This window comes from Pseudarthrobacter sp. 902506025 (assembly GCF_040702325.1).
Taxonomy (GTDB): domain Bacteria; phylum Actinomycetota; class Actinomycetes; order Actinomycetales; family Micrococcaceae; genus Arthrobacter.
The window spans coordinates 176905-189148 of the sequence record NZ_JBFBKW010000007.1 but is presented as its reverse complement, the minus strand read 5'-3'; the positions used below and the strand labels follow the sequence as shown (position 1 = coordinate 189148).

Sequence of the window (12244 nt, the reverse complement as noted above, 5' to 3'; positions counted from 1 at the left end):
GGACGCATTTGATGCCCGGATCATCACGATCCGGGCATCAAATTGCTGCCAGTGCATGCGGCATCGTTGACGTGGGCAACGGCTACCGCGAAGGTGGTGCCATGAGGTCTCAGAAAATTTCCCAGGGGTTTGCCATGACGACGGCGATAGCAGCGTCAGCACTGCTGCTCACCGCATGTGGTCCAAGCCAGCCGCAGTCCCAGACGACCACGTCGCCCGCCACCGGGCAGGCCAGCCAGTCCCCCACGGGAACGGCGTCCACGCCGCCTCCGGCATCGTCGGCGCCCGCCAGCTCCACCCCGGCCTCCCCGGCCCCCGGCACCACGGCGGCAGGGGAACCCGGCCTGTGCAAGGCGGCAGGGCTCACCGCCGCCACCGATGCATCCGGCGGCGGCGCGGCAGGCAGTGTCTACATGAAGCTCAACCTCACCAACAAGGGTTCCGACCCTTGCATCCTCCGGGGATACGCCGGCGTCTCCCTGGTGGCGGACGCCGCCGGAGCCCCCATCGGCGCACCGGCCACGCGGGACGATTCGGCCGGCGTCGTGGACGTCCTCCTGGCTCCCGGCCAGACCGGCACCGCCGTCCTCCGCTACACGCAGGCCCGCAACTACCAGGGCTGCATGGTCGTGGACGCCGCCGGTTACCGGATCTACCCGCCGGAGGACACCGACTCACTGTTCATCCCGAAGCCCACCACGGCCTGCAGCAACGCCGAAATCACCCTGCTCAGCATCGGGGCATTCCAGCCCGCCTGACCGCTCTGCCCCGCAGGAAGGCCCCGTGACACAAAGGCGGCCCGGCTATCAAGCCGGGCCGCCTTCGCGCCCGGTTGGGCCGGCGTCGGCAGCGCCCAGGAGCAGGGGGACGATGTCGTGCTTAAACCCCAATATCGTAAGTACACTTAGCAAATACGCCGCGGATAGCAGGGGTGCATAACGGACCCATCACGAAGCTTGTGAGGGTTGTGGACCGAAGGCAGGTTGGACTGGCATGACGTCGATTTGGCTGGACCGCAGGGCTCCCTTTGCCTCTGATCCGTTCGAACCGGATTCCAGGTACGACACCGTGGTGGCGGGTGCAGGGCTCACCGGGCTGGTCACCGCCCTGCTGCTGGCCAGGTCCGGGCAAAGCGTGCTGGTACTGGAGGCCCGTTCCCCGGGCGCCGTGACCACCGGCAACACCACCGCCAAGGTAAGCCTGCTGCAGGGCACGTTCCTGTCCCAGCTCGCCCGCCAGTATTCGCAGAAACAGGTGCAGGCGTACGTGGACGGGAACCGGGAGGGGCAGGCGTGGCTGCTGCGCTACCTGGCAGAACAAAACGTGCCCTTCCAGCGCCGCACCGCCTACACCTACGCTGCGTCCGCCCAGGGCACCGAGAAGCTGCGGGAAGAGATGAGCGCCGCCGGCACCGCGGGACTGGACGTGGACTACGTGCGCGACGCCGGCCTGCCGTTTCCCGTCCACGGCGCCGTCCGCCTGCGTGACCAGGCCCAAATCAACCCGATGGATGTCCTCGACGCGCTGGTGGCGGACATCCGGAGCCGGGGCGGGCGCATCGTCAGCGGCGTGCGGCTTCGCGACGTCACCGGGGACGCGCCCTCCGCCGTCCGGACCGACCGGGGCAGTGTCAGGGCGGACAAGGTTGTGCTCGCCACCGGTATCCCGGTCCTGGACCGCGGCCTCTATTTCGCCAAGCTGAAGCCGGCCCGTTCGTACGCGGCAGCGCTGGAACTGCAGGAGGACCAGGCGCCGCCGCCGGGCATGTACATCTCCGTCGAACAGCCCACCCACTCGCTCCGCGACTACGAGGTGGACGGGAAGAACCTGCTGCTCGTGGGCGGGCACGGCCATCACGTGGGCAGGACGGACTCCGAGAAGGCGCACCTCGCCGGGCTGCTGGACTGGGCGGGAAAGCATTACCCCGGCGCTGCCACCACCCACACGTGGTCCGCGCAGGACTACATGCCCACCAACCTCATGCCGTTTTTCGGCAAGCTCCCCCGGGGCAAGGGCCAGATCTACTTCGGCACCGGCTACAACAAGTGGGGAATGACCAACGCCGTCGCCGCCGCGCTGGGCATATCGGCGGACATCCTTGGCGGCCAGGTGCCGTGGGCTGACACCATCCACCACCGCGTCACGTCACCGGCCGGCGCGTTCTCCGCCGTCGCGCTGAACGCCGGTGTGGCAGCCAGGCTGGCCTCTGACTGGGGGAAGGTGGCCGCCGAGGGCCGCAGGCTCGATGGCTTGAAGCGGGGCAAGGACCGGGCTTCCTGGCCCGCTCCCGGGGAGCCGGCCACTGCCCCGGCCGAAGGCCACGGCAAGGTCTACCGCGACGGCAATCGGCCGGTGGCAGTGTCCACCGTTGGCGGAAGCACCTGCAGGTTGTCCGGGGCCTGCACCCACTTGGGCGGCATCCTGCACTGGAACGACAATGAACAGACGTGGGACTGCCCCCTCCACGGCTCGCGTTTCACGAACGAGGGCAAGCTGCTTGAGGGCCCTGCCACCAAGGACCTGCCGCAGGCTGGGACCGCGTGAGCGGGGCTGCATTACGCGGGACATCAGTAAGCGGCATCGTGGTTTGGATCAGGCCGGTTTCTGCTGGGGGCGGAGCCGGGACCAAACGCGGAGTTGGGTGTCGGTGCCTTGGGGCATGATGGAGGCATGAACCAGGAACAGCGTCCTGCCGGCGGTAGCGCCTCCGGTATGGCAGCGCCCATGGGCCAGTTCAGCCGGCCCACCCGGGACTGGTTCCTCGGCGCGTTTTCGGAGCCAACGCCGGCACAGGCCGGGGCCTGGAACGCCATCTCCTCCGGCTCGCATGCGCTGGTGGTGGCTCCCACCGGCTCTGGAAAAACCCTCGCGGCCTTCCTCTGGGCGCTGGACCGGCTCCTCGTGTCTGCGTCCCACGCCCCTGAGCCTGTCGCTGCGGAGGTGCCCGCGAAAGGCAAGCGCGCCCGGGCGCCCAAGCGTAAGACCCGCGTCCTCTACATTTCGCCGCTGAAGGCGTTGGGTGTGGACGTGGAACGGAACCTCCGGTCCCCGCTGATCGGCATCACGCAGACCGCAAAGCGGCTTGGGCTTCCCGCCCCGCTGATCACCGTGGGGGTCCGGTCCGGGGATACGCCCGCAGCGGAGCGCCGCGGGCTGCTGAGCAACCCGCCGGACATCCTCATCACCACCCCCGAATCGCTGTTCCTCATGCTCACGTCAAAGGCCCGGGAGACCCTGGCCGAGGTGGACACCATCATCATCGACGAGGTCCACGCCGTGGCCGGCACCAAGCGTGGAGCACACCTTGCCGTATCACTGGAACGGCTGGACGCGCTCCTGCCCAAACCCGCACAGCGCATCGGGCTATCCGCCACCGTGGAGCCCCGGGAACTCGTGGCGCAGTTCCTTGCGGGTTCGGCTCCCGTGGAGATCGTCGCGCCGCCGGCCCGGAAGAACTGGGACCTGACGGTCTCCGTCCCGGTGGAGGACATGTCGGACCTGCAGGGCGCCGCCGGTGCCTTCGATTCCGGTCCCGCGTCCGGGCTCCAGCCGCAGGCGTCCATCTGGCCGCACGTGGAGGAAAAGATCGTGGACCTGGTCCTGGCCAACCAGTCCACCATCGTCTTCGCCAACTCCCGGCGCCTCGCCGAACGCCTCACCGCTCGGCTCAACGAGATCTACGCCGAGCGCCAGCTGGTCGCGGTGGGCGGCGGCTGGGACGGACCCGGCGCGGAAGGGCAGGCGGCCGCGCCCGGCACTGCGGATGGACCGGCGTCGGGCATTCCCGCGTCAACCGCTACACCGGCCCACATGATGGCCCAGGCCGGAAGCTCCGCCGGCGCGGACCCCGTACTGGCCCGCGCCCACCACGGTTCCGTATCGAAGGACCAACGCGCGCTCATCGAGGACGACCTCAAGTCCGGACGGCTGCGGTGCGTGGTGGCAACGTCGTCCCTGGAGTTGGGCATCGACATGGGCGCCGTGGACCTGGTGGTCCAGGTGGAGTCGCCACCCTCGGTGGCCAGCGGCCTGCAGCGGGTGGGCCGCGCCGGGCACCAGGTGGGCGAAATCTCCCAGGGCGTCCTCTTCCCCAAACACCGCGCTGACCTGGTCCACACGGCCATCACGGTGGAGCGCATGCTGGACGGCAAGATCGAGCGGCTCAGCATCCCTGCCAACCCACTGGACATCCTGGCCCAGCAGACCGTTGCCGCCACGGCACTGGGCAGCATCGACGTGGAGGAATGGTTCAGCACCGTCCGGCGCTCGGCGCCCTTCGCGTCCCTCCCCCGGTCGGCCTTCGAGGCCACCCTGGACCTGCTGGCGGGGCGGTACCCGTCCGACGAATTCGCCGAGCTCCGGCCAAGGATCATCTGGGACCGCAACGCCGGTACCATCGAGGGCCGGCCGGGAGCCCAGCGCCTGGCCGTGACGTCCGGCGGCACCATCCCGGACCGCGGCCTGTTCGGCGTCTACATCATCGGCACTGAACAGGAGGGATCCGCTTCCCCCTCCGAGGACGGCAAACCGGCGCGCGCACCCAAGGGTGGCCGCCGCGTGGGCGAGCTGGACGAGGAAATGGTCTACGAGTCACGGGTGGGCGACGTCTTTGCCCTGGGTGCCACCAGCTGGAAGATCGAGGACATCACGCACGACCGCGTCCTGGTTTCCCCCGCGTTCGGGCAGCCCGGCAAGCTGCCGTTCTGGAAGGGTGATTCGCTGGGCCGGCCGGTGGACCTGGGCCGCGCGCTGGGCGCTTTTGTCCGCGAACTGTCCGCGTCCGACGCCGGCCCTGCCACCGAACGCTGCAAGGCCAGCGGCCTGGACGACTTCGCCGCCAACAACCTCATCCAGTACCTCACCGAGCAGAAACAGGCCACCGAGGTGGTTCCCAGCGACACCACGCTGGTGGTGGAACGGTTCCACGACGAACTGGGCGACTGGCGCGTCATCCTGCACAGCCCGTTCGGCATGCCGGTGCACGCGCCGTGGGCCCTGGCCGTGGGGCAGCGGCTCCACCAGCGCTACGGCCTGGACGGCTCGGCCATGGCGGCCGACGACGGCATCGTGCTGCGGGTGCCCATGATGGAGGACGAGCCGCCCGGCGCGGAGCTGTTCCTCTTCGATCCCGAAGAACTGGAACAGATTGTCACGGCCGAGGTAGGCGGCAGCGCCCTGTTCGCCTCCCGCTTCCGCGAGTGCGCCGCACGTGCGCTCCTGCTGCCCCGCCAGACCCCCGGCAAACGCCAGCCCCTGTGGCAGCAGCGCCAGCGGTCGGCGCAACTGCTGGACGTGGCCAGGAAATACCCCACTTTCCCCATCGTGCTGGAGACGGTGCGCGAATGCCTCCAGGACGTCTACGACCTGCCGGCATTGAAGGACATCGCCGCGTCCGTGGAGCGGCGCGAACTGCGGATCGTGCAGACCACCACGCAGCAGCCCTCGCCGTTCGCGAAGTCCCTCCTCTTTGGCTACGTGGCCCAGTTCCTGTACGAGGGCGATTCCCCGCTCGCGGAGCGGCGTGCCGCCGCCCTGGCGCTGGACTCCACGCTCCTCAACGAGCTGCTGGGCCGGGTGGAGCTGCGCGAACTCCTGGACGCCAAGGTCATCGACGCCACCGAACGCGAGCTGCAGCGCCTTGCCCCGGACCGCCGTGCCCGCGGCATGGAAGGCATGGCGGACCTGCTGCGGCTGCTGGGCCCGCTGGATCCTGAGGAGGCCGCTTTGCGGCTGGAACCTGCCGAAAGCCCGGTGGTTGAGGCCGCCGAACCCGTAGTCAATGAATCCGCCGAACCGGTGGTTGACCCCGTGGAGGCTCCACGCGCCGAAACCCCCTCCGCCACCGTGGCGGAAGCGGCAGCCCACCTGGCCACCCTCCAGCGGGCCAACCGCGCCATCAAGGTCAACATCGGTGGCGTTGAACGTTTCGCGGCCGTGGAGGACGCAGCCCGCCTCCGCGACGCCATCGGCGTGCCGCTGCCCATGGGCGTCCCGCTGGCCTTCATTGAGCCGGTTGCCGATCCCCTGGGCGACCTCGTCTCCCGGTACGCCCGCACCCACGGCCCCTTCACCGCGGCGGAGGCAGCGGCCCGCCTGGGCCTGGGCGTGGCAGTGGTGGGCACCGCGCTGAAACGCCTTGCGGCCGACGGCCGCGTGGTGGAGGGCGAATTCCGGCCGCACGTCACCACGCCAGGCGCCGCACACCCGGGCTCCCCACCACAGGACGGGCCAAAGAACGGCGCCGCGCAGGAATCGGCCCGGGAGTCCGCGCAGGAATCCGGCCTTGAGGCCGGTACCCAGGCAACAGAGGAACTGCCCACCCCTGCGGCCGGCTCCCCCGCCGGCACCACGCACACCATCGCCAGCGAATGGTGCGACGCCGAGGTGCTGCGCAAGCTCCGCCGTCGTTCGCTGGCCGCCCTGCGCGCGGAAGTGGAACCGGTGGACGCCGCCGCCTACGGACGCTTCCTGCCGGCATGGCAGCATGTCAGGACCCCGGGCGGTGGCCGCGGCCAGCCCTCGCTGCGGGGACTGGACGGCATCATCACCGCCATCGACCAGCTCTCGGGTGTGCCCGTTCCTGCCTCGGCCTGGGAACCCCTGGTGCTGGCCACGCGGGTGTCCAACTACCAGCCGGCCATGCTGGATGAACTGATGGCTGCCGGCGAGGTCCTGTGGTCCGGGGCCGGCGCACTTCCGGGGAATGACGGCTGGATCAGCCTTCACCTGGCGGATTCGGTGGAGCTGACGCTCAACCCATCACCCGAGTTTGAACCGGGGGACGCCGGCCAACGGCTCCTGGAGCACCTGCGGAACAACGGCGGCGGGTACTTCTTCCGCCAGCTGACCGAGGTGGCCGGAGGCATGGATGCCGTCCTCAGCGACCAGGAAGTGGTGGCTGCGCTCTGGGACCTTGCCTGGGCCGGCAGGATCACCGGGGACACGTTCGCCCCTGTCCGGGCACTGATTGCCGGTGGCCACACAGCCCACCGCCAGGTGGCCCGCGCACCCCGGGCCAGGGCACCGCGGCTCAGTCGCCTGGGCCGTTCCCATGGCACCGGCCTGATGGGGTCCCCCGGGCTGGCCGGGGGCCGGTACGGATCGCAGGGGGCCTCCACCCCGCCCACCGCGGCGGGCCGCTGGTCCGCCCTGCCCGAGCCTGAACTCGATGCCACCATCCACGCCCGTGCCACCGCGGAACTGCTGCTGGACCGTTACGGCGTGGTCACCAGGGGCTCCGTCATGGCTGAGCAGATCCTCGGCGGCTTCGGACTCATGTACAAGGTGCTGGCCCGGCTGGAGGAAGCCGGCCGCTGCCGCCGCGGCTACTTTATCGAGCACCTCGGCGCCGCCCAGTTCGCGGTGCCGGCCACCGTTGACCGGCTCCGTTCCTACTCGGAGGACACCCAGCTGGCCAAGGCCGAACCCGTGGCCCTGGCCCTCGCCGCCACCGATCCCGCCAACCCGTACGGTGCGGCCCTCCCCTGGCCGGCCCTGCAGACGGATGCCGGTACCGGCCACCGGCCCGGCCGGAAGGCAGGGGCCCTGGTTGTCCTGGTGGACGGTGCGCTAATCCTCTACGTGGAGCGCGGCGGCAAGACCCTGCTGGCCTTCAGCGAAGACGACGCCGTCCTGGCGGCGGCAGGTGCGGCGCTGGTGGGTGTGGTGACGCGGGGAGCAGTGGACAAGCTGATAATGGAGAAGGTGAACGGGCACGGAATCCTGGACACCCCGGTCGCCGTCGCCCTCAGCTCCGCCGGCGCCTACTCCACGCCGAAGGGACTGAGGATCCGTGCCTGAGGGGGATTCCGTTTGGCGGGCCGCCCGCCAACTGCATGAAGCCCTGGCGGGACAGACATTGACTGCCTCGGACTTCCGCGTGCCCCGGTTCGCCACCCTGAACCTGTCCGGCTGGACCGTCGATGAGGTGATCCCCAGGGGCAAGCACCTGCTGATGAGGGTGGTCAGCCCGGAGGACAAGAGGCTGACCATCCACTCGCACCTGAAGATGGAAGGCGCCTGGCAGGTCTACCCGCCCGGCGGGAGGTGGCGCAAGCCGGGTTACACCGCCCGGTGCGTTCTGCGCACGGCCGTCGCTGACGCCGTCGGCTTCTCCCTGGGAATCGTGGAGGTGGTGGCCACCGCCAACGAGGATTCGATCGTTGGCTTCCTTGGCCCGGATCTGCTGGGCCCGGACTGGGACCCGGACGAGGCCGAACGCCGCATCAGGTCCCGCCCCGAGGTCCCCATCGGCGTCGCGCTGCTGGACCAGCGGAACCTCGCAGGGATCGGAAACATCTACCGCTGCGAAGCGTGCTTCCTGTCGGGTGTGCATCCGGCAACTCCCGTATCGGACGTCGCGGACGTGCGGACCATGATCACGGACGCCAAGCAGCTCTTGGAGGTCAACCTGGGTCCAGGGCGCCGCGTCACCGTCCTCAACACCCGCGGGCTGCCGGTGGGAAGGATGGCCGGCAGGCCCGGCTACTGGGTGTACGGCGGGGAACGGCGGCCGTGCCTGAAATGCGGCACGCCCATCCAGCGTGGACTCCTGGGGAAGCCGAACGGCGAAGAGGAGCGGGACATCTATTTCTGCCCGAAGTGCCAGCCCCCGCCCGCCTGACGTGCTGCAGGGGTGAGGTCAACAGGTCGACGCGCTGGGTTCCTTGACGGTGCTGGACTGACTGGCCGCCACCATGAAGCGCGGCAGCAGGATATGGACCAGTGGACCGATCGCCAGTGCGTAGACCACGGTACCCACACCCACCGAGCCGCCCAGCAGCCAGCCGGCGGCCAGCACGGTGACCTCGATCAACGTGCGGGAGAACCTGACGGTCCATCCGGTGCGCCGGGCCAGCCCGGTCATCAGGCCGTCGCGGGCGCCTGGCCCGAAGCCGGCGCCGATGTAGAGTGCCGAGGCCACGGCGTTAACCAGTATGGCACCTGCGAGGAGGCCGATCTGGGCGGCCAGGTGGGTTACCGGCGGGATCACGGCCAGCCCGATGTCCGCGAAGACGCCCACCAGAATGGCGTTGCAAAGCGTTCCGAAGCCGGGCATCTGGCGCAGGGGGATCCACAGCAGCAGCACCAGGAAGCTCACGGCGATCACCACCACGCCGATGCTTAGTCCGCTCCGGTTGGCCAGGCCCTGGTGGAACACGTCCCACGGGTCCAGGCCCAGGCCGGCGCGGATGAATATGGCCAGGGAGATGCCGTACATGGCGAGGCCGGTGAAGAGCTGGACAAGTCTGCGGGTCATCATGGAACCATACTCGCAGCCAACTGGCATTGAATTACATAGCCAGTCTGAAATACTGGCTACATGGCTGCCGCCCTTACCGCCCTCGCACTGTCCCGCCTCCTTGGCCCGTGGAACACGGGCACCGGGCCCGCGTACCGCGAACTGGCTGACGTGGTGCGGCTGCTGATCCTGGATGGCCGCATCCCGCTGGATACCGCCCTGCCCAGCGAGCGTTCACTGTGCTCCACCTTGGCGGTCAGCCGGACCACTGTCACTGCGGCTTACGCAAGCCTCCGGGAGCAAGGCTTCCTGAGCAGCGGCCAGGGCAGCCGCGGCAAGACCCGCATCCCCGAACTGACACCGTTCGGCCCGGCACTTTTTGGTCCGCAGCCGCCTTCCACCGGCCCGCTGGCAGCACCCGGACTCACCGCGCCCGGGCTTACGGCGCCCGGGCTTACGGCGCCCGGAGGGCTGGTGGACCTGGCCTATTCGGCGCTGCCCGCCAGCGGTGAGGTGGTGCACCGGGCCTTCGCCGCGGCACTGACGGAGCTGCCGGCACTGCTTCCCGGATTCGGCTATGACGCCCTGGGACTGCTGCCGCTGCGGCAGGCGGTGGCAGACCGGTACTCAGCGGCCGGCGTGCCGACACAACCGGGCCAGATCATGGTGACCTCCGGCGCCCAGCACGCCCTGACCATCATCATCCGAACCCTGGCGGACCGGCAGGACCGGATCCTGGTGGAGCACCCCAGCTACCCGCACGCGCTGGATGCCATCCGTTCCGCCCGGTGCCGCCCCGTGCCGGTGGCCTTCGCCGATTCCGGCTGGGACCTGCCCGCGATGGAAGCCGCCATGGTCCAGCAGCAGCCAAAACTCGCCTACCTGGTCCCGGATTTCCACAACCCCACCGGCATGATCATGCCCGATGCCCAGCGCCGCCGGCTGGCCCGCGCGGCCGCCGCGGCCGGAACCGTGCTGGTGGCGGACGAAACGCTCCGTGACCTCAACCTCGACGGCGTTGCCACCACTCCCCTGGCGGGTTTCGGCAGCACCGTGGTGTCCATCGGATCACTGAGCAAGTCCCACTGGGGAGGGCTGCGCACCGGCTGGATCCGTGCCTCGGAGTCCATAATCCAGCGGTTTGCCGCGGCCCGGACCACCCTGGACCTGGGCGGGCCCGTCATGGAACAGCTCGCGGCAGCACACCTGGTGCGGGCACTGGAGGAGCCCCTGCCCGCACTGTTGCAGATGCTGCGCCGCAACAGGTCCACACTGCTCGGCCTCCTCGCGGAGCACCTTCCCACGTGGCAGGTGGCGCCGCCCGCCGGCGGCCTCTCCGTGTGGTGCCGGCTGCCCGGCCCCATCAGCACGGCCCTGACCGTCCTGGCCCCGGAATACGGCATCAGGCTGGCGGCCGGGCCCCGGTTCGGAATCGGCGGCGCGTTTGAACGCAACCTGCGGCTGCCATTCACCCTCCCGCCGGACAAGCTCGAGACGGCAATCCTGGCGCTGCGGGCGGCCCAGGACCGGCTGGACGCCGCACCCCAGCTGCGGCGCTCACTGACCCAGGCTCCCGCCGTCGCCATCGCCTGACCGGCCGCTCCTGGAAGCGCCGGAGCGGGAAGCGGGAGCTACCCGTACACGCGCTCCAGGAAGCCGCCCCAGGCCTTGTCGGTGGCCTCCGTGCCGCCGGCGCCGCTGAAATCGTGCACCGTCATGCCCACGGGGGCACCCCATGCGTTGCGGCCGAAGAACCGGTACAGCGCGTCCGGGGTTCGGATGCCCAGGAAGTGCTCGTTCGCGAAGTCCACGTCGCCCGTAAGCCGCCCCACGCCGTCGAGCTCCACATCGACCGTGGCGCCCCGCTCCGCGGAACCGGCGCCCAGCGCGTCACGGAGGCGGGTGAAGCCGTCCGGTGTTTGGGATGCCGCCGGGGCCTGGATGTCGGTGAACACCACGGGGCGGCCGTCGAAGTACTGCAGGTACTGGCCCAGCGTGTGCAGGTAGAACTCGGTGTGGCGGCTGGCGCCGTCGTACTGCTGGTCCCAGTTGTCCGCGAAGATGCCGCTGTGGACGTAGTGGAGCCAGGCGCGGCCGCCGTCCAGGGGCTCCAGCACGTGCTCCAGCTGGTTGAACCAGCCGTCCGGCCCCTCCATCCGCGACACCAGGTGGTGGGGGTATTCCTCAACGGTTTTGACTGCCGGCCATTGGTCCGTGGGGAACATCCAGGCCGGCGTTCCGTTGGTGACGGCTTCCCACACCCGCTCGGGGGTGCCGGGCAGCTCGGTGTCCTGGACGATCTCGAAGTCCCGTTTGTCGCTCATTTGTCCTGCTCCTTGCCTGCTGTTTCGTTGGTTGCCGTGACGGCATTGGTCTCTTTCAGGGCCGGGTGCAGCGCCACCACGAGCCGGTGCCGCCGCCCACGGGGTGGTGCGCCGGCGTCGTGGTACTTGTCCACCAGCCGCGTGACTTCGACGCCGAGTTCCTCGGCGAACGCGGCCCTGTCAGCCGCCGTGCGGAAGGTGATCTCGCCGTCGATCGCGAACGTGGCCAGCTTCTGCCGGGCCGCGGCGGCGCCGGCGATGAGCTTTCCCACCTCCTGCACCATCCGGCCGGCGAGCGCCAGCAGCCAGAACGCCGAAAAGCGGTCCGCGAACCGGACTGGGTCCGGGGACACGGCGGCGAGCGCTGACGGCGAGATGAGGTAGGAAGCGGCGGTTGCCTGCAGGACCCGTTCGGTGACGTTGCCCTTGCGGCGCTCCTCCACGAGTTCCACCAGTCCGTGCCGCTCCAGCGCTTTGAGGTGGTAGTTCACTTTCTGCCGTGGCAGGCCGATCCGCACTGCCAGCTGCGTGGCCGAGGCCGGCTGGACCAGCTCCCGCAGGATCCGGGTACGGATGGGATCCAGGGATGCTTCGGCGGCTGCCGGGTCCTCGATGACTGCAATGTCCTGCATGCCTCCAGTGTGCCCACCGACAACTTTTCTTGTCAAGAACTTTTTTA

The 12244-nt window shown here is 69.6% G+C and carries 8 protein-coding genes; 5 read left to right on the top strand and 3 right to left on the bottom strand.

The window, feature by feature from the left end; all coding sequences use genetic code 11:
* The first annotated feature begins 101 nt into the window (after nucleotides 1–101).
* The 4 genes from AB0280_RS14445 to AB0280_RS14430 all read left to right on the top strand — a co-directional run bounded on the left by AB0280_RS14445 (nucleotide 102) and on the right by AB0280_RS14430 (nucleotide 8623).
* On the top strand, nucleotides 102–758 hold the full coding sequence (locus AB0280_RS14445; protein WP_201302466.1) for a DUF4232 domain-containing protein: 657 nt from the start codon (nucleotides 102–104) through the stop codon (nucleotides 756–758).
* 235 nt (nucleotides 759–993) lie between these two features.
* Complete coding sequence (locus AB0280_RS14440) at nucleotides 994–2544, top strand: FAD-dependent oxidoreductase (RefSeq protein ID WP_366367625.1); 1551 nt, start codon at nucleotides 994–996, stop codon at nucleotides 2542–2544.
* Nucleotides 2545–2670: 126 nt separating this feature from the next.
* Nucleotides 2671–7800 carry a DNA glycosylase AlkZ-like family protein gene (locus tag AB0280_RS14435; RefSeq protein WP_366367623.1) on the top strand — a complete coding sequence of 1710 codons (5130 nt, stop codon included), beginning with the start codon at nucleotides 2671–2673 and terminating at the stop codon, nucleotides 7798–7800.
* Nucleotides 7793–8623 carry an Fpg/Nei family DNA glycosylase gene (locus AB0280_RS14430; protein ID WP_366367622.1) on the top strand — a complete coding sequence of 277 codons (831 nt, stop codon included), beginning with the start codon at nucleotides 7793–7795 and terminating at the stop codon, nucleotides 8621–8623. Before AB0280_RS14435 ends, AB0280_RS14430 begins: the two co-directional genes overlap by 8 nt.
* 18 nt (nucleotides 8624–8641) lie before the next feature.
* Here AB0280_RS14430 and AB0280_RS14425 read toward each other — a convergent pair whose 3' ends face one another.
* A complete protein-coding gene (locus AB0280_RS14425; protein ID WP_366367620.1) occupies nucleotides 8642–9262 on the bottom strand; it encodes a YczE/YyaS/YitT family protein in 621 nt (206 codons plus the stop codon).
* Between the two features lie 60 nt (nucleotides 9263–9322).
* Between AB0280_RS14425 and AB0280_RS14420 the strand changes: the two genes are divergently transcribed.
* The gene (locus AB0280_RS14420; protein ID WP_366367618.1) at nucleotides 9323–10834 is read left to right on the top strand and encodes a PLP-dependent aminotransferase family protein; all 1512 of its coding nucleotides are present in this window, start codon (nucleotides 9323–9325) and stop codon (nucleotides 10832–10834) included.
* Between the two features lie 38 nt (nucleotides 10835–10872).
* On the opposite strand, the gene AB0280_RS14415 is transcribed toward AB0280_RS14420, so the two are convergent.
* Complete coding sequence (locus tag AB0280_RS14415; protein ID WP_366367617.1) at nucleotides 10873–11565, bottom strand: SRPBCC family protein; 693 nt, start codon at nucleotides 11563–11565, stop codon at nucleotides 10873–10875.
* Nucleotides 11562–12197 carry a helix-turn-helix domain-containing protein gene (locus tag AB0280_RS14410; protein WP_366367615.1) on the bottom strand — a complete coding sequence of 212 codons (636 nt, stop codon included), beginning with the start codon at nucleotides 12195–12197 and terminating at the stop codon, nucleotides 11562–11564. The genes AB0280_RS14415 and AB0280_RS14410 overlap by 4 nt, the downstream gene beginning before the upstream one ends.
* Between the last annotated feature and the right edge of the window lie 47 nt (nucleotides 12198–12244).